We start from the raw sequence: 17,496 nt of genomic DNA on the forward strand, positions 1-17,496 counted from the left end.
GACATGAGTACATCTCTCAACTACGATGCCATCGTTATCGGTGCGGGCCACAACGGCTTGGTCTGCGCCAACTATCTCGCACGTGCTGGACTCACGGTTCTGGTCATCGAGGCGAGGGCGGTAATCGGCGGTGCCTGCACGAGCGAGGAACTCGTGCAGGGCGGCACCTTCTCGTCTTGCTCGTATATCCAGATGATGCTGCGCCAGGAGGTGGTGGATGACCTGGAACTGGGCAAGCACGGCCTTGTTTCGGTCGCGCCGCGCATGCAGGAGATGGCGCTGTGGGATGACGGCGACCACGTGATGTTCTGGCAGGAGATTGACCGCACGCTGCGCTCCATCGAGCGCCACAACAAGGCCGATGGCGCGAACTTCATGCGCTTCGCCACCAGGCTACGGCGCTTCGGTGAACTGACGCATGCGGTGCAACTGAGCGACCCGCCTTCTGCCGAGGCGTTGCGCAGGATCTTCTCTGAGGCCGGCGAAGAAAAGCTCTTCGACGAATTCATGATTGCCTCCGCAGAGGACCTGCTGAAGGACTACATACAGTCTGATCGGCTGCGCGGTTTCATGATGTTCATGGGACTGGTTTCGACCTGGGGCAGTCCAACGACTAAGGGGACAGCCTACGTGTACGGCTATCACGCGCTCGGCGAATTCGAGGGGCAGTTTGGGCGCTACGGCCTGCCCGAGGGCGGCATGGGGATGATCAGCGAGTCGATGGCGAACGGCCTGCGCGCGCATGGCGGTGAGATTCGCACCGGCGCGGCGGTCGAGCGGGTGCTGATCGAGGACGGACGTGCCGTTGGCGTGGTTCTCAAGACCGGTGAGGTAATCCGCGCACCACTGATCGTTTCCAACGCGGACCCGATTCGCTCGCTGGTCGGGCTGCTGCCGGAGGGGGCCTTGCCAGCGCCGATGCGCGAGCAGGCCAAGGCGATCGATCAGCGCGGGTCTATGGCGCGCATTCACTTGCTAGTCGATGCTTTGCCGGACTACGTCGGCTTCGAGCCGGGCACGACTGGTCCCCAGCACCAGGGGCTCAACATCCTCGGCCCCACGCCTGCGATGTACGAGAAAGCTTGGGAAGCGCAACGGCGCGGTGGGTTCCCGGACGACTTCGTGATCGAGGCGCTGATTCCGTCGGTGACTCATCCAGGCCTTGCGCGGCCTGGTACGCACACGCTGTCGCTCGGCGTTCAGCAACTGCCCTTTGAACTCTCGACGGGCACCTGGGACGATCGGCGGGAAGAGTGGGCGGATCGAGTATTGGAGGCCTACTTCCGTTACGCACCGAATATGCGCCACCACATACTGGGGCGCCACATCATTACGCCGCTCGACCTTGAGCGCACGTACCACATCACAGGGGGCAATATCTTCCACGGGTCGATGATCGGCCTGCAGAACCTCTTCGACAACCGCCCGATCCACGGGGTCTCGCACTATCGCACCCCGTTGGCGGGCTATTACCTCTGCGGTTCGGGCAGCCACCCGGGCGGTGGCGTGAGTGGTATGCCAGGCCACAACGCAGCTGCGCGCATCCTCGCGGATCTGGCGGGACAGACGGACAGCGCCGCTGGCCGCAAGATCGACAAGGCCGAGCCAGGCGTCATCGGCCGGTTGCTTAACACCGATGTAGGGCAGCGCTTGGGCTATCAGGTGGCGCGATCGCGCATCCTGCGCAGCCTCACCGAGCGTCTCAGCAAGCATTGACGAAAGGAACTCCGTGCCATGAAAACATACACGATGCTCATCTTCTTCTCCGGCAAGGGCGAACCTATCGGCAGTGCGGCCGGATTCGTCAAGTCGCGTGCCACGGGACGGGTGCTAGCGCTCGACCCGATGCTGCGAATCGATGTTGAAGGATCGTTGCAGGCTCCCGCTGGGGACGCGCGATTCGAAACGGTGGTCATGGTGCAGGACGATCGGACCTGGGAATCGGGGCGGGTCGATTTCCCGGGGATCGACAGCCATCTGAATGTTGACACGGTCGTGCCGGGCCGATTCAGCGTCCGCGAGGACGGCTTGAGTACCGGCTCCATCTCGTGGCGGGTGACCGGCGGAAGCGGGCACTTTGAGGGCGCGACTGGAATTGTGACCGGTAACTTCGTTGGGCATCCGGACGGCACGTTCACAGATCACCAGTTGTTCAAGCTCGTCCTGCCAGCCTGAGCATCGTCGCTGCAGTAAACACTATGACCCAAACATTCTGCATCGCATCGATCGCCGGCGACGGTATCGGGAGGGAGGTGATGCCCGAAGGCCTGCGCGTGGTGCATGCGGCCGCTGCGCGCTTCGGTCTTGAACTCGACTGTCGCACCATCGACTGGGCCAGTGCTGACTACTATGCTGCGCACGGCCAAATGATGCCGAACGACTGGAAGGACCAACTCAGGGGCGTCGATGCGGTGTACTTTGGTGCCGTCGGCTGGCCCGCGACTGTGCCCGACCACGTGTCGCTCTGGGGATCGCTGCTGAAGTTCCGCCGCGAATTCGACCAGTACATCAACTTGCGCCCGGTGCGCCTTTTTGAGGGCGTGCCTTGCCCCCTGGCCGGCCGCAAGGCAGGCGACATCGACTACCTCGTGGTGCGTGAGAACACCGAGGGCGAGTACACCTCGCTCGGAGGTGTGATGTACGAGGGCACCGAGCGCGAGATCGTGATTCAGGAGTCGGTCTTCTCGCGCCACGGCGCCGATCGCGTTCTGAGGTACGCCTACGAGACCGCCCGCGGGCGCAAGCGCAAGCACCTGACGCTGGCCACTAAGAGTAATGGCATCGCAATCAGCATGCCTTGGTGGGACAAACGCGCAGATGCCGTTGGCCTCGACTATCCTGAGGTAACGCTCGACAAGCAGCATATCGACATCTTGTCGGCGCGTTTTGTGCTCCAACCTACGCGCTTTGACGTGGTGGTGGCGAGCAACCTGTTCGGCGACATCCTCTCCGACCTCGGGCCTGCGACCACTGGAACCATAGGCCTCGCGCCCTCGGCCAACCTCAATCCAGAACGCAGGTTCCCGTCGTTGTTTGAGCCCGTGCACGGCTCGGCGCCCGATATTTACGGGCAGAACATCGCCAATCCGATCGCAATGATCTGGTCCGGCGCGCTGATGCTGGACTTCCTCACGCAAGGCCAAGGTGCGGGCTGCGCCGCGCACGACGCGATCCTCGATGCCGTCGAGACGGTGCTACGCGATGGCCCGCGCACGCGCGATCTCGGCGGCACGGCTTCGACCACCGAGGTGGGCTTGGCCATCGCCGAGCGGGTCACTGCTGCCTGAAAAGCCCCTACATGACAAATACCATGACACTGTCCATTGAGTGCCAGGACCTGATGCCTGGACGCCAGCTGATCGGCGCCGAATGGCGCGAGGCGAGCGATGCGCGCCGCTTCGACGTAACCGACCCCGCCACAGACACCGTGTTCGCGAGCGTGCCGGACGGCAGTGCGGCCGATGCGCGCGCGGCTGTCGATGCCGCGCATGCAGCCTTCACCATCTGGCGCGCTGTGCCCGCGAAGCAGCGGGCACAGATCATCAAGCGCTGGAACGACCTGGTGATGGCCAACCAAGAAGACCTCGGTCGGTTGATCTCGCGCGAGCAGGGAAAACCGCTGGCCGAGGGGCGCGGCGAGGTCGCCTATGCGGCCAGCTACATCGAGTGGTTCGCCGAGGAGGCCACGCGCGCCAACGGCGACGTCATCCCCGCCCCGGTGACGGGCCGGCGCATGCTTGCACTGAAGGAGCCCGTGGGTGTGGTCGCGGCGATCACGCCTTGGAACTTTCCGGCGGCGATGATCGCTCGCAAAATCGCTCCCGCGCTCGCGGCGGGGTGCACGGTGGTGTGCAAGCCTGCGGAGGATACTCCGCTGACATCGCTGGCTTTGGTCAAGCTTGCGCAGCGGGCTGGCGTACCGCCCGGCGTGATCAACATTGTGACTGCCTCGCGCGAGCGAACGCCAGAGGTGGTGGACGTTTGGCTCGATGACGCGCGCGTTCGCAAGATCAGCTTCACTGGGTCGACACCCGTGGGCCAGCACTTGGCGCGCCGTTCGGCAGATACGCTCAAGAAGCTCTCTCTCGAGCTTGGCGGAAATGCACCCTTCATTATTTTTGAGGATGCGGATATTGACGCTGCGGTGGAGGGCCTGATGGCAGCCAAGTTCCGCAATGGCGGCCAGACGTGCGTGTGCCCGAACCGGGTGTTCTTGCATGAGCGTGTGCATGATGCCTTCACCGATCGGCTGACCGGATACGTCGCCGCGCTCAAGGTGGGGCCCGCGAGCAATCAAAACTCGCAGATAGGCCCGATGATCAACGCGCGCGCAGCGGAGAAGATCGAGCGCCACGTACAAGATGCAATCGCGAAGGGAGCCAAGGTCCTCACAGGAGGGATTCGTCTCAGCGCGCTTGGCCCGAACTACTATGCGCCCACGGTGCTGGTCAACGTCGATTCCACCATGGCTTGTAGCAATGAGGAGACATTCGGGCCGGTAGTGCCGATTACACGTTTCAGCAATGAGGCCGATGTGATCGCCTTGGCAAATGCCACGCCCTTTGGATTAGCGGCCTACTTTTATTCAAGTGACGTCCGTCGTATCTGGAGGGTTGCTGATGCGCTGGAGAGTGGAATTGTCGGCATCAACGAGGGCGTGCTTGCGGCCGAAGCCGCTCCTTTCGGTGGGGTGAAGGCCTCTGGCTATGGTCGCGAAGGCTCCGTGCATGGTCTCGATGACTACATGCACGTCAAATACTTGTGTCAAGGCCAGCTTCATTGACGAATGCTTACCGCTGGACTTGGACGAATACGTCGTGCCGGCCGCCGACGTGCTGGGCGAGGCGGATAGGGGCTTTCGCTATGCGCAAGTACGTTTGGCGCCGGGCCCACGACACTGCGCTGGCCTACGCGCACAAGCGCCAAGCCTTCGGACAGTCGCTGGCCCAACACGAGGGCGTGGGCTTCATGCTGGCCGACAACGATATGGACCTGCACACGGCGCGCCTGCACATATGGCATACCGCCTGGATGCTGGACCAGGGCGAAAAGTGCAACTTCGAGTCGAGCCGCGCCAAGGTCGTTTGCCCCGAGGCTGAATGGCGCGTGGGGACCACCGCTGCGTGCAGATCTTGGGCGGGCAGGGAGTGACGGGTGAATCGCCCGTGATGCGCATCTTCACCGACATCCGCGCCCTCCGCATCTACGATGGGCCAGCGAGGTTCATCGCTGGAGCATGACGCGCAAGTCGGTCCACCTGGCCGAGAAGACCGAGGCAACTAGATGGGCGGGCCCGTCATCGCCTAATGACCGGGGCATACACCGGCCGGACAGCAGACGCGAGGGACGCCCCAAACTGGCCGGTCGCCCTGTACCTAGGTGCGACAGCCAACCTGTGGCCATTCGCTTCTACCAAAACCGCCAAAAGGAACGGCTGGGTGCAGGCGCTTCTAACGGCGCACTCTGCGTGGTCCCACTGCCAAACCGGCGCCGGACTTCCCGTTCGTGCTCGTGAGCAGGCCCGCGAGCTTCCACGTGGCCGCGAAGTGCCAAAAGGCGAAGCTGATGCGCACGATCGAGAAGATCCTCGTCGGAGAGGTTTCCAGGCTGGGTCATCATGATGATGCGATTTTGCCGTGGTCTTTGCGGTGTGAGTGTGAAGTAAGGCGAACTCGGGAACGGCGGTCGAGCCTGCCGCGGCCACCTGAACTCGTCGAACGACTTACTCGCCAGACCAAGGTCCTAAGCGATGCACCGTGGCGGACGGACCGCCAACGGCGTCCGCCTCAGTGAGCACTACCGTTTTACTTCTTAGCGCTGCCCGCTCGGCTGTTGGTTTGGTGCGACGCGTTTTGCCAAAGATTCCGCATCTAGCACCCAGTGTTAGTCGAAAATTCCACAACTTTAGTTAGCTAACGCGCGCGCGCGCGCGCGGCGGCGGCGAGCGAGCGAACGCCGCCCCCGGCCACCCCGCCTTGGCCCGGCGCTCAGCCCGGAATGGTCCCCGGCAGCAGGATGCTGCGATCCACGTTGCGGATGTCGGTGTGGCCGCAAAAGGCCATCGTGACATCGAGTTCCTTGTGGATGATTTCCAGTGCCCTGGTGACGCCCGCCTGGCCCAGGGCGCCGAGGCCGTAGAGAAAGGCGCGGCCGATCATCGTGCCGCGGGCGCCGAGCGCCAGCGCCTTGAGCACGTCTTGCCCCGAGCGCACGCCGCTGTCGAGCCAGACTTCGATGGGTTGCGATCCGATCGCTTCGACGATGGCCGGCAGCGCCTCGATGGTCGAGGGCGCGCCGTCGAGCTGGCGCCCGCCGTGGTTGCTGACGATCAGCGCATCGGCGCCGCTGGCGGCCGCAAGGCGCGCATCCTCCGCGTCCATGATGCCCTTGAGGACGAGCTTGCCGCCCCAGCGCTTCTTGATCCGCTCGACATCCGCCCAGCTCAAGGCGGGATCGAACTGCTCCGCCGTCCATGAACTGAGCGACGACAGGTCACCCACGCCTTTCGCATGGCCCACGATGTTGCCGAAGGTGCGGCGCCTGGTGCCGAGCATCCCCATGCACCAGCGCGGCTTGGTTGCCAGGTTGATCAGGTTGGCAAGGGTGGGCTTGGGCGGTGCCGACAGGCCGTTCTTGAGGTCCTTGTGGCGTTGCCCCAGCACCTGCAGGTCCAGGGTGAGCATCAGCGCCGAGCAGCGGGCGGCCTTGGCGCGATCGATCAGCCGGTCGACGAAGTCCTTGTCGCGCATCACGTAGAGCTGGAACCAGAACGGCGCCGTCGTGTGGGCGGCCACGTCCTCGATCGAGCAGATGCTCATCGTCGAGAGCGAGAACGGAATGCCGAACTGCTCGGCCGCCCGTGCCGCGAGGATCTCGCCGTCGGCATGCTGCATGCCGGTGAAGCCGGTCGGCGCGATGGCTACCGGCATGGCCACGTCCTGCCCGATCATGGTGCTGCGCGTGCTGCGGCCCTCCATGTTGACGGCGACGCGCTGGCGCAGCTTGATCTTCTGGAAGTCGCTCTCGTTGGCCCGATAGGTGCTCTCGGTCCAGGAGCCGGAGTCGGCATAGTCGTAGAACATGCGCGGGACGCGGCGCTCGGCCAGCACGCGCAGGTCTTCGATGGTGGTGATGACGGTCATGGCGGATGTCTCCCGGGTTCAGCGGATCACCATCTGTGTGAAGGGCCACAAATAGGCTTGGAGGGTCACGAAGATGCCGACCAGGCAGGCCAGCGCGATGGAGTGGAAGAAGACGTAGCGCAGGATGTCGCCCTCGTGGTCGAACCAGCGCGTGGCGGTGGAGGCGACCACGATCGATTGGGCGTCGATCATCTTGCCCATCACGCCGCCCGAACTGTTGGCTGCGCCCATGAGGTTGGGCGAGAGGCCCAGTTGCTCGGCCGCGACCTTCTGCATGCCGCCGAAGAGCACGTTGCTCGCGGTGTCGGAGCCGGTCATGGCCACGCCGATCCAGCCCATCAGCGTGCCGAAGAACGGGTAGAGCACGCCGGTGTTCGCGAAGGCCAGGCCCAGCGTGGTGTCGGTGCCCGAGTAGCGCGTGAGCGTGCCGAGCGCGAGCATCAGCACGATGGTCAGCAGCGAGTAGCGCACCAGCCACAGCGTGCGCAAGAAGGTGCGCACGATCTCCAGCGGGTGGTACTTCATGAACAGCGCGCCGACGACGGCTGCCAGCAGGATGCCGGTGCCGGTGGCCGACAGCAGGTTGAGCACGTAGACGGCGCTTTCGGGGTGCGGAGTGGGCACCACCGGAGGCATCTTCTGGATCATGTCGTGCAGCCCGGCCATCGGGAAGGAGGGCGCGAAGATGCCGTTCAGCGCAGTCTTGACCGAGGGCAGTCCCCAGACGAAGACGAACACCGACAGGATCAGCCAGGGCGTCCAGGCGCGAACCAGCGCCGCCCGGCTGTGGGTCACCACCGGGGCCGGCGGCTTCGCCTCGGCGGCGCTGGCGTCGTGGCCGCGCAGCGAAGGCGAAGTCCAGATCTTCCTGGGCTGCCACACGCGCAGGAACAGCACCAGCGACACCATCGAGACGATGGCGGCGATGATGTCCACCAGCTCGGGACCGATGAAGTTGGACACCAGGTACTGCGGGATCGCGAAGGACAGGCCCGTCACGAGGATCGCGGGCCAGATCTCCATCATCGCCTTGCGCCCCGCGAAGGCCCAGATCAGCCAGAACGGGACCATCAGCGAGAAGAAAGGGAGCTGGCGGCCGATCATCGCGGTGACCTCCATCAGGTCGTAGCCATGCACCTTGGCCAGCGTGATGACCGGCGTGCCGAGCGCGCCGAAGGCCACCGGGGCGGTGTTGGCGATCAGGCTCAGGCCCGAGGCCGCCAGCGGCGAGAAGCCCAGTCCGATCAGGATGCCGGCCGTGACGGCGACCGGCGTGCCGAAGCCGGCCGCGCCCTCGAAGAAGGCGCCGAAACAGAAGGCGATCAGCAGCAACTGGATGCGGCGGTCCTCGGTGATGCCCGAGAGCGAATCCTGCAGCACCTTGAAGCTGCCGTTCTGCTCCGCCAGTTGCTGCAGGAAGATGATGTTCAGCACGATCCAGCCGATCGGCAGCAGGCCGGTGAAGCCGCCGAACAGCGCGGCGCGGCCGGCCATTCCGGCCGGCATGCCGTAGGCGAACACGGCCACGGCGAGGGCGGCGATCAGGCCCAGGCCGGCGGCGATGTGCGCCTTGATGTGGAAGAAGCCGAGGCACGCCAGCATCAGCACCACCGGGATCGCGGCCAGCGCGGTCGAGATGATCATGTTGCCGAAGGGGTCGTAGATTTGCTGCCAGGTCATGGCTTGTCTCCGGTGTCGTTGTTCGGGAGCGCCGCCAGGCCGGGGTGAGGGCGGCCGCGGCAGCGCGAGGCACCGACTGTAGGAACGCCGGTCGAGGGCCGGCGTGAAAAGCGCTGGGCCGTTGCGTGAAGCTTTTTCAAACGGCGTCAGCGCCGCGTCAAGATCGGTCTCAGTCGCGCAATGACTGGCGCAGCCAGTCGACGAAGGCCGCGCATTCCCAGCGTTCCAGCGTGCCGGGTTTCCAGCACAGGAAGTAGTCGTGCGGCGAACGCACGCTCCTGCGCGACAGGCGCACGAGCCGCCCGCTGTCGAGCCAGGCCTGGCCGAGCTTGAGCCGCATCAATGCCACGCCGAAACCGGCGACGGCGGCGTCGAGCACCAGGCCGAGGTCGTTGAACTGGTCGCCTGCGCGAGGCTCCGCCTGCGTGATGTCGCAGGCCCTGAACCAGGTGCGCCAGGGCTCCAGGGGGGTGCGGATCAGCCGTGCGCGCGAGACCGCTTCGGCGGTCTCGAAGCTGTCGAAAGGGCCGGCTTCGTGCAGGTAGTCCGGGCTGCAGACCGGTGTCACCTCGTCCGACAGCAGGTGCATCGACTCGCGATCCGGAAAGGGCCCGGTGCCGAACCGCAACTCGATGTCGGACTCTTCGGCCGTGAGGTTCAGCACCGGAATGGCCACCTGCAGGCTCAGCTCGATCTCGGGGTAGGCGTGGCGAAACAGCGCCAGCCGCGGCAGCAGCAACTGGCGGGAGAAGGTGGGCGTGACCGCCACGCGCAGCCGGACCGTGCCGGACGCGCCGGTCTGGCTGGGCACTTCCTGCAGCGCTGCCAGCGCCTCGCGAACGCGCGCCAGGTAGGCGGCGCCGTCGGGGCTGAGGCTGAAATCGTTGCGCGCGAAAAGCTTCAGGCCGAGTTGCGTCTCGAGCTGCCGGATGCGGTGGCTCACCGCGCTGGGCGTCACGCTGAGTTCTTCGGAGGCCAGCGTCACGCTGCGCAGGCGCGACACCGCCTCGAAGGCAAGGAGGCCTTGGATGGGGGGGATGCGTGGCGGGGGCATGGCAGTCGGAAGCTCGAAGTCCGCATTGTGAAGCCTCGCGCTCGGCCGCTCGCGCGGATGAATGCGGCCGACGGCGGCGGCGGATGGCCTGCAAACGGATGTCGTTCGGGAGAGGGCATACGATCCTTGATTCACCAGCCGAGGAGCCAGCTCGCGCATGCCACCATGCAAACGCCCCAGCCTCGCGCGTTGCGCTCATTCGTGCTCCTGTACGTGCTCATGTACGCCGCATTTGGCGTGGCGTCGCCGTTCTGGCCTCGCTTCTTCGAAACGCGAGGGATGTCACCCGAGCAGATCGGGGTCTTGCTGGGACTGAGCACGATCGTCCGTCTGGTTGCCGGATCCGTCGCGGCGAGCGTCGCAGATCGGTGGCGGCGATTGCGCCAGGTACTGGCCGCGGCGGCCGCCCTTGCGGCGTGCCTTGCATGGGCCCTGCCCTGAATCGCAGGCTTCGGGATCATTCTGGTGGTTCGCCTCTGCCATGAAGCTGCACTCACACCGACCACGTCGCTTGCCGATGCCTTGGCGCTCAATGCCTCGAAGGCGCGCGCTTCGACAGGCATGAGCTTCGAGTATGGCTGGGTGCGAGGTTCGGCGTCGGCTGCCTTCGTGTTCGGCACGCTCGCTGCCGGCCAGGTCATTGGCTGGACGGTACTCGCATCGATCGCATGGATGCAGGGCGGCTTGCTCCTGCTGGCCGCGGCGAGCGCCTTGCGGTTGCCTGCGCGTGATCAGGACACCCACGCAAATGCCGGGACATCGTCCTTCAGAGCCATCAGGGAGCTCATGGGAATCGCCGTGTTCCGGCGCGTCGTGCTCATCGCGGCCCTGGTCTACGGCAGCCATGCATGACGCATTCGCGGTCATCCGGTGGAAGGTGGTGCCTCTCGCCGCACTGAGACTCAACGCTCAGTTCGGCGTAGTTCCTTGCGGGACCGCCTTCTTGGCCGCCGCCTTCGCGTTGCGTGCTTCGACGCGCGCCTGCCCGGCGTTCGCAGCCTTGCCATTCCCGACCGGATTGACTTCAGCATTGTTGGCTGAGTCGCCGGTCGGCGCCTTCACCATGCCTTGGGGCCGTGAGTCGACGCGCTGTTGGGCCTTGTTGCCGGACTTTCCAGTCGCCAGGGGGTTGACTTCAGTGTTGCTCGCCGAATCGCCGGTTGGCGTCTTCACCATGCCTTGAGGGCGCGCCTCCGCCTTGGATTCGGCGCGATTCTGCGGCTTGCTGTTTGTGACCGGTTGTTGCTCCGAAGATGCTCCGGGTGGATTCTGCGCATAGGCGCCCGCCGCGAACAGGCTTGCGATTGCGATCGCTAGAAATTTGCTCATATTGACCCCTGGAAGAGTTGAGGTACGGCCCATCCTCAACGGCGGCGGATCCTCCGACGTTGACGCACATCCGGTCGCGGCTTTCTGACTGACGATCAAGCGAACGTTTCTTAGCGAGATTGCGTTCGAGGTCGGGGCTCACGTCTTGCTCCGGCGCGGGCTGAGTGCCCGCCCGCGCAGCGCTCACTCGCGGATGTTCGCGAACTTCACCAGCGCCGCATAGCGCGCCACGTCCTGGTCGATCAGGCGCGCCATGTCCTCGGTGCCCGTGGCGGGGAGCGCTCCGTTCTCCTGCAGCCGCCGGCGCACCAGCGGATCCTGCAGTCCCGCCTGCATCTGCGCACGCAGGTGCTGCACGACGCCGGACGGCATGTTGCGCGGGCCGGCGAGCGCGAACCAGCCGGAAAGATCGAAGCCCTGGAGCAGCGGATGCTCGCCGAGCGACGGCACCTGCGGCAGGCCGGGCCAGCGGGACGCTGAGCTCACGCCCAGGGCCACCATGCGCCCATCCTGCAGGAAGGGCGCGGCGATGGTGGGCGACAGGCCGGCAAAATCGACCGCGCCGCCGACCAGATCGCTCACCAGCGCGCCGCCGCTGCGATAGGGCGCGTGGATGAACGCCACGCCCGCGCGCTGCTTGATCAGCTCGCCGACGAAGTGCTGCAGCGAGCCCACGCCGGAGGTGCCGTAGCTGGACTTGCCCGGATTCCTCTTCACGCGATCGAAGAATTGGTCGAGGTTCTTCACCTGGGTGTTCGCGCTGGCGACCAGCAGCACCGGCGCGGTCGCGATCAGCGCGATCGGCGCGAAGTCCTTGCGCGGATCGTATTTCTGCGCCGGGTTCACCGTGATGGTGGCCGCGAGCTCGTTGCTGCTGCCGGCCAGCAGCGTGTAGCCGTCCGCGGGACTCCTGGCGACGCGCAGTGCGCCGATGGCGCCGGCCGCGCCGGCCTGGTTCTCCACGATCACCGCCGATCCGAGCTTCGCAGCCAGCAGGTCGGCGACGATGCGGCCGATCACGTCCACCGAGCCGCCCGCCGCGTAGCCGACCACCAGCCTGATGGCATGCGAGGGATACGTCTCGCCCAATGCCGGGGAGGCGAAGGCGAGGCCGGCGGCGCCGAGCCCGGCGAGGACCTGGCGGCGGGACAGCAGCGTGGAGGGATGGGCGCGCATGATGGCCTCGAGGCGTGATGGTTGGCGGAAGAAGCACTCAGCCCTGCGGGGCCAGGAAGCGCCGCACGAGGCGCACCCAGTAGCTGGCCGCGATGGGCAGGATCGAATCATTGAAGTCGTAGCCGGGGTTGTGCACCTGGCAGCCGCCGGTGCCGTGCGTGTCGCCCTCGCCGTTGCCGACGATGAGGTAACTGCCGGGGCAGCGTTCGAGCATGAAGGAGAAGTCCTCGCTGCCGGTCACGGGCTGCAGGTCCTGCACGATGCCCTGATCACCCAGCCACTCGCGCGCGACCTCGCGTGCCAGGCGCGTGCACAGGGCGTCGTTGATGACGGCGGGATAGCGCCAGTGGTAATCGACCTCGGCCCGCACGCCCAGCGTCGCGGCCTGTGCCTGCACCAGCTCGGTGATGCGTTCGCGCAGCATGGCGCGGGTCTCGGGCCGATAGGCGCGCACCGTCAGGCGCAGGGTCACGGTTCCGGGAATGACGTTGGGCGCATCGCCGCCGTGGATGGCGCCGACCGAGACCACCGCCGTGTCGCGCGGATCGACATTGCGCGAGACGATGGTCTGCAACGCGATGACGATGTGCGCCGCCGCGACGACCGGGTCGGCCACCAGGTGCGGCGTCGAGCCATGGCCCCCGCGGCCGACGACGTTGATCGTCACCGAATCCGACGACGCCGTGAACTGCCCTTCGCGGAAACCGAAGCGGCCAGCTGGGAATCCCGGCATGTTGTGCAGCGCGAAGATGGCGTCGCAGGGGAAGCGTTCGAACAGGCCCTCTTCGACCATGCGGCGCGCGCCGCCCAGGCCCTCCTCGGCCGGCTGGAAGATCAGGTGCAAGGTGCCGTCGAAGCCGCGCTCCTGCGCGAGGACGCGCGCCGCCGCCAGCAGGATGGCCGTATGCCCGTCGTGGCCACAGGCGTGCATGCGCCCGGCGTGCCGGCTCGCATAGGGCAGGCCCGTCGTTTCGTGGATCGGCAAGGCGTCCATGTCGGCGCGGATGCCCAGCCGGCGCGTGCCCGGACCCAGCTTGAGCGTGCCGACGACGCCGGTGCCGGCCAGGCCGCGGTGCACCTCGTAGCCCCATTCGGCCAGGCGCGCGGCGACCAGCTCGCTGGTCTCGAATTCCTGGTAGGCAAGCTCCGGGTGCGCGTGCAGGTGCCGGCGCACCTGCACCATCTCTGCCGCGATGCTGCGCACCGCCGGCAGCACGTGGTCGGCCTGGGCGGCGGGGCGGGCGGGGTGTTCGAGTGTCTCGGTCATGCGGCCAGTCTAGGCGGCGGCCGCGCCGGCCGGCAGACAGGCAGCGCCATGCGCCGCGCGGCCCTGCCTGTCCGCCGCGGAGGCCGCGGATAATGCGGCGATGAAGCTGCACCAGCTGCGCTATCTCGTCGCCATCGCAGCCGACGGCAGCATCCGCGCGGCGGCGCGATCGCTCGGCGTCACGCAGGCCACGGTGACGCAGGGCCTGCGCGAGCTCGAAGCCGAATCCCGGATCGCCCTGCTCACGCGCGGCAGCGGCGGCATCGCATTCACGTCCGCCGGCCAGGAACTGCTGGAATACGCGCAGCGGGTGATGACGCAGATCCGCCAGGCCGAAGACGCGCTGGCGCGCCATCGCGACGGCGCATCGACGCAGCGGCTCGCCATCGGCGTCACGGCGTGGGTCGCCCAGACGCTGCTCGCGCGCGTGCTGCCACCGTTTCGCGCCGAGCTGCCGCATGTGCAGCTGGAGTTCTTCGACGGCTTCTCGCGCCTGAGCTACCCCATGCTGCGCGAGGGCGGCCTGGACCTGATGATCGGGCGCATCGCGCCGCCCGAGGCGATGGAGGGCCTGCAGGCGACTGCCCTCTTCACCTACGACACGACGGTGGTTGCGCGAAACGGCCATCCGCGCGCCGGCGCCCGGGCCATGGCCGAACTGCTGGACCAGGACTGGATCCTGAACTTTGCGCCCACCGAGCGGGCCGCGCTGATGGACAACCTGTTTGGCCAGCATGGCCTGGAGGCGCCGCGCCATCGCATCCACCTGGCGCATTCGGCGGCGTTGTCGCTGGCGCTCGTGCAGCAGACCGACATGCTGAGCCTGTGCCCGTGGCCGCTGGTGGAAAGCCTGCGCAGTGGCCTGGTGCCGCTGCCACTGCGCGAGCGCTTCCACGCGAGCCGGGTCGGCATCGTGCGCCGCGCCAACGAAGCACTGCCGCATGCGGCGGCGCGCTTTCTCGCGCACTTCATGGACCAGACGCGCGCCTGCCTCGCCTCCGACGACCCGCAGCTGCGGCGGGTGTTCCGGTCGGTGGAGCTGGTGGGCGAGGACGGTGACTAAGCCCGGGGCGAGTTAGGCCGGGCGGTCACTTCACCACCACGACGGGCTGCTTCGCGGTGGCGAGCACGCGTTGCGCCACCGAGCCCATCAGCAGGTCGGCCACCGCGCTGCGGCCCTTCGAGCCCAGCACGATCATGTCGAACTTGCCCTTGTCGGCGCAAGCCACGATCTCCTGGGCCACGTGGCCGGTGCGGATCTCCATGTCGTAGCCGATGCCGTCGGCCTGCAGCAGTTCGCGGGCCGGCTTGAGCTCCTTCTCGCTGAGTTCGCGCAGGTAGTCCGCGACTTCCGCTTTGCCGACGAAGGCCTTGGCATGGCGCAGGCCGATGTCGTCGTGGACGCTGATCAGCGTGATCTTGTTCGACGCGGTGCGCAGCAGATGCGCGAGCCTGGCCGCGTACTTGACCGCGCGCAGCGAGTTCTTGGACCCGTCGGTGGCGACGAGGATCTTCATGGAACGGACCTCCGGTTGTTGTTGGACTGCGAAGTGTAGGCTGCGAGTCAGCTTGAGGTCAGGGTGAAAGCGTCCCGAGCCATGCCACCAGCAACAGGACCACGGTCGCGGCCGCGAACTCGATGGCGAGGCTTCTTCGCAATGCCGTCACCGCGCCCGGTGCACCGCCAGTGCGCAGCGCCATCTCCAGGCGGGGGCCGAGCCGATACCGATGGGACGCCGCCAGGCCAAGCATCAGGACGAAGGCCAGGAGCTTGCACATCAGCAGCGCTCCGTAGGCGGTGGATGTCAACGCCCGAAGTGCCCACCCATTGATCAGCAAGTAGTTGATCGCGCCGGTGATCACCAAGGTCGCGACAGCGAGCGTGCCCATGCTGGCGAAGCCATTGACCAGCCTGCCGAGCAGTTCCATCTCATCCGGATCGCCGGTGCGCGCACGCACCGACAGCAGCACGAAGATCGCCAGCGCGCCCACCCAGGCAGCCGCCGCGAGGAGATGGAGGATGTCTGCCGACAGGTGCATGAAGCCTTTCGCACCGTCGTCCATCGCACCGTGTCCGGCCCAGGCCAGGCTCGAGAGCGCCACGGCGCCGAATCCCGCGGTGGCGCAAAGCCACAGCGTCGGCCAAGGCCTGAGCCACAGCGCGGCGCAGATCGCCGCCGCCAGCGCACCCATGCGTACCAGCCAGGACAGGCCGACATGGGTGTGCATGACGACCATCTCGTAGACATGGCGCTCCACGGACGCATAGTCCTCCGCGCCGCTCATGGATCTGGCCATCACCGCCATGCCGACGAGCGAAAGCGCGATGCCGAGCATCGCCGTTGCCGCCAGCAGGCGGCCCATGCGGCTGCCGGCCCACGAGGCGCGCTCGCGGCGGCGAAGAGCGCACAACCCGAACAGCGGCACGCCGCACAGGAGCATGAGGTCCAGGTAGAGGCCGAAGCGGACCGCGATGGCCTGCCAGTCGTCACCCATCTCGCGGCTACTTCACGCTGAAGGGAACGCTTCCCGTGACGGGATGGGTGTCCGACGACACGGCCCGCCAGTCGACCCGGTAGCTCCCGGCCGGCAGCGCCTGGGTCGGCGTGATCACCATGGTCTTCGGGTCCTTGGTGGCCGAGACCTTGATGGTCATCTTCATGGGCGGATGCCCGGTCATCCCCGGCATGCCGGTCATGACGAGGCTGGCTGCCGAGAACTGGGGCATGAGGTCTTCCGAGAAGCGCAGTTCGATGCTTTCGGGCGCCGGGACTTCGGCGTTTGCATCGGGTGTGGAAGACAGCAGCTTCGGATGGGCGAGCGCAGCGTTCGCCGCCAGGATCGCGAAGCCGGCGAAGGCGCATTTGAGGGTGTTGAGAAGGGATGGCATGGAAAGTCCTCGTGAAGTTGTGAAGTTGAAAAGGGATGGAACGCGGCGTCGTCTAGAACCAGAGCCGTACGCCCGCGACCCACCTGAATTGCCGAAGGTCCTGGCCCTTCAGCCGTTCGAAGTCGGCGGTGCGTCCGTGCGAGCGGTCCCAGGTTACGCCCAGGTAGGGCGCGAATTCGCGCCGGATCTCGTAGCGCAGGCGCAGGCCGAGCGAACTGCTCGAAAGCCCGGAGCCGATTCCGCGCTGCCGGTCGTCCTTGCCGTAGAAATTCACTTCGACCGATGGCTGGAGAACGAGCCGGTTCGTGAGCAGGAAATCATAGGTCCCGGCCAGGCGGGCTGCCGACTGGCCTCCATTGCCCACGAACATCGTGGCCTCTGCGTCGAAGTTGTACAGCGCCAGCCCCTGCAGGCCGAGCGCGGCCCATGTCCGCGACGGGCCCGGCTTGAAGGTCTGGCGAATGCCGCCGACCACATCCCACCAAGGGCTCAAGGCGTGGCCCCAGAGCAGCTGCAGTTCGGCGTCTTCCGTCTTGCCGTCGTGGCGCTTGCCTTCGGTTCGGATCCATAGCCGGTCGACGTCGCCGCCGATCCAGCCCGACGCGCTCCAGTGCAGCAGGCCGCCGGCGTTGACGTCCTGCCATTCGAGCTTGTCGACCACGAAGAACGAGTGGATGTCCCGGTCGCCCATGTCGTGCAGGCCGGGATCGTGGAAGACAGCCGCGCGGTCTTCGTCGGTGAGCGGTGCAACCGGGGACTTCACAGGCTGCGAGGGCGCCATGGGTTCCATCGGTTCCATCGGTTCCATGGGCTCCATGGGTTCCATCGTCTGCATGGCGTCATCCGGCGCATGCGCAGGGTCCGCTGCCTGCGCACCGGCGGGCAGGAAGGAAGCCGATGCCAGCGCGAGCATCAGCGCGTGAAGGTGTGCGCCTCGAAAGCGTCCGTGCTTCATGGC

At 66.4% G+C, this 17,496-nt stretch carries 17 protein-coding genes and 1 pseudogene; 8 read left to right on the plus strand and 10 right to left on the minus strand.

The annotated features are described in order from the left end of the window. The first annotated feature begins 3 nt into the window (after positions 1-3). The 5 genes and pseudogenes from VAR608DRAFT_RS20440 to VAR608DRAFT_RS20460 all read left to right on the plus strand — a co-directional run. Entirely contained in the window at positions 4-1,716 is a 1,713-nt protein-coding gene (locus VAR608DRAFT_RS20440) for a phytoene desaturase family protein (RefSeq protein ID WP_088955718.1), read from the plus strand. Positions 1,717-1,734: 18 nt separating this feature from the next. Beyond that, positions 1,735-2,175, plus strand: coding sequence for a hypothetical protein (locus VAR608DRAFT_RS20445; protein WP_088955719.1), 441 nt, complete (start codon positions 1,735-1,737; stop codon positions 2,173-2,175). A gap of 23 nt (positions 2,176-2,198) precedes the next feature. Beyond that, positions 2,199-3,287, plus strand: coding sequence for a tartrate dehydrogenase (locus VAR608DRAFT_RS20450; RefSeq protein ID WP_088955720.1), 1,089 nt, complete (start codon positions 2,199-2,201; stop codon positions 3,285-3,287). 23 nt (positions 3,288-3,310) lie between these two features. Then, positions 3,311-4,783: an NAD-dependent succinate-semialdehyde dehydrogenase gene (locus tag VAR608DRAFT_RS20455; protein ID WP_088955721.1), complete on the plus strand. Its 1,473-nt coding sequence runs from the start codon at positions 3,311-3,313 to the stop codon at positions 4,781-4,783. 34 nt (positions 4,784-4,817) lie between these two features. Continuing rightward, positions 4,818-5,278 (plus strand): annotated as a pseudogene (locus VAR608DRAFT_RS20460) (acyl-CoA dehydrogenase family protein); the annotation flags it as partial. A 709-nt stretch (positions 5,279-5,987) separates the two neighbouring features. Here the strand turns inward: VAR608DRAFT_RS20460 and VAR608DRAFT_RS20465 are convergent. From VAR608DRAFT_RS20465 to VAR608DRAFT_RS20475, 3 genes are all read right to left on the minus strand, one after another. Then, the gene (locus tag VAR608DRAFT_RS20465) at positions 5,988-7,142 is read right to left on the minus strand and encodes an alpha-hydroxy acid oxidase (RefSeq protein WP_088955722.1); all 1,155 of its coding nucleotides are present in this window, start codon (positions 7,140-7,142) and stop codon (positions 5,988-5,990) included. Positions 7,143-7,160: 18 nt separating this feature from the next. Further along, positions 7,161-8,822: an L-lactate permease gene (locus tag VAR608DRAFT_RS20470; RefSeq protein WP_088955723.1), complete on the minus strand. Its 1,662-nt coding sequence runs from the start codon at positions 8,820-8,822 to the stop codon at positions 7,161-7,163. Positions 8,823-8,991: 169 nt separating this feature from the next. Then, positions 8,992-9,876, minus strand: coding sequence for a LysR substrate-binding domain-containing protein (locus tag VAR608DRAFT_RS20475; RefSeq protein WP_088955724.1), 885 nt, complete (start codon positions 9,874-9,876; stop codon positions 8,992-8,994). A gap of 165 nt (positions 9,877-10,041) precedes the next feature. Between VAR608DRAFT_RS20475 and VAR608DRAFT_RS20480 the strand changes: the two genes are divergently transcribed. Then, the gene (locus VAR608DRAFT_RS20480; RefSeq protein WP_157731070.1) at positions 10,042-10,317 is read left to right on the plus strand and encodes an MFS transporter; all 276 of its coding nucleotides are present in this window, start codon (positions 10,042-10,044) and stop codon (positions 10,315-10,317) included. Positions 10,318-10,398: 81 nt separating this feature from the next. Next, positions 10,399-10,728, plus strand: a complete 330-nt coding sequence (locus tag VAR608DRAFT_RS20485) for a hypothetical protein (protein WP_157731071.1) — start codon at positions 10,399-10,401, stop codon at positions 10,726-10,728. Between the two features lie 57 nt (positions 10,729-10,785). On the opposite strand, the gene VAR608DRAFT_RS20490 is transcribed toward VAR608DRAFT_RS20485, so the two are convergent. From VAR608DRAFT_RS20490 to VAR608DRAFT_RS20500, 3 genes are all read right to left on the minus strand, one after another. Next, complete coding sequence (locus tag VAR608DRAFT_RS20490) at positions 10,786-11,205, minus strand: hypothetical protein (RefSeq protein ID WP_088955727.1); 420 nt, start codon at positions 11,203-11,205, stop codon at positions 10,786-10,788. A gap of 183 nt (positions 11,206-11,388) precedes the next feature. Continuing rightward, positions 11,389-12,381: a Bug family tripartite tricarboxylate transporter substrate binding protein gene (locus VAR608DRAFT_RS20495; protein WP_088955728.1), complete on the minus strand. Its 993-nt coding sequence runs from the start codon at positions 12,379-12,381 to the stop codon at positions 11,389-11,391. Positions 12,382-12,418: 37 nt separating this feature from the next. After that, on the minus strand, positions 12,419-13,648 hold the full coding sequence (locus VAR608DRAFT_RS20500; protein WP_088955729.1) for a M20 aminoacylase family protein: 1,230 nt from the start codon (positions 13,646-13,648) through the stop codon (positions 12,419-12,421). A 100-nt stretch (positions 13,649-13,748) separates the two neighbouring features. Here VAR608DRAFT_RS20500 and VAR608DRAFT_RS20505 point away from each other — a divergent pair, with 100 nt between their 5' ends. After that, positions 13,749-14,711 carry a LysR family transcriptional regulator gene (locus VAR608DRAFT_RS20505; RefSeq protein ID WP_088955730.1) on the plus strand — a complete coding sequence of 321 codons (963 nt, stop codon included), beginning with the start codon at positions 13,749-13,751 and terminating at the stop codon, positions 14,709-14,711. Between the two features lie 25 nt (positions 14,712-14,736). Here VAR608DRAFT_RS20505 and VAR608DRAFT_RS20510 read toward each other — a convergent pair whose 3' ends face one another. Genes VAR608DRAFT_RS20510 through VAR608DRAFT_RS20525 form a run of 4 tightly spaced genes read right to left on the minus strand, consistent with a single transcriptional unit; the run spans position 14,737 to position 17,493 of the window. Further along, entirely contained in the window at positions 14,737-15,165 is a 429-nt protein-coding gene (locus VAR608DRAFT_RS20510) for a universal stress protein (protein ID WP_088955731.1), read from the minus strand. Positions 15,166-15,223: 58 nt separating this feature from the next. Next, entirely contained in the window at positions 15,224-16,144 is a 921-nt protein-coding gene (gene copD / locus VAR608DRAFT_RS20515) for a copper homeostasis membrane protein CopD (RefSeq protein ID WP_088955732.1), read from the minus strand. Between the two features lie 7 nt (positions 16,145-16,151). Beyond that, a complete protein-coding gene (gene copC / locus VAR608DRAFT_RS20520; protein ID WP_088955733.1) occupies positions 16,152-16,538 on the minus strand; it encodes a copper homeostasis periplasmic binding protein CopC in 387 nt (128 codons plus the stop codon). 52 nt (positions 16,539-16,590) lie between these two features. Continuing rightward, complete coding sequence (locus VAR608DRAFT_RS20525; RefSeq protein ID WP_172843883.1) at positions 16,591-17,493, minus strand: copper resistance protein B; 903 nt, start codon at positions 17,491-17,493, stop codon at positions 16,591-16,593. Between the last annotated feature and the right edge of the window lie 3 nt (positions 17,494-17,496).

This window comes from Variovorax sp. HW608 (genome assembly GCF_900090195.1).
Classification (GTDB): Bacteria; Pseudomonadota; Gammaproteobacteria; order Burkholderiales; family Burkholderiaceae_C; genus Variovorax.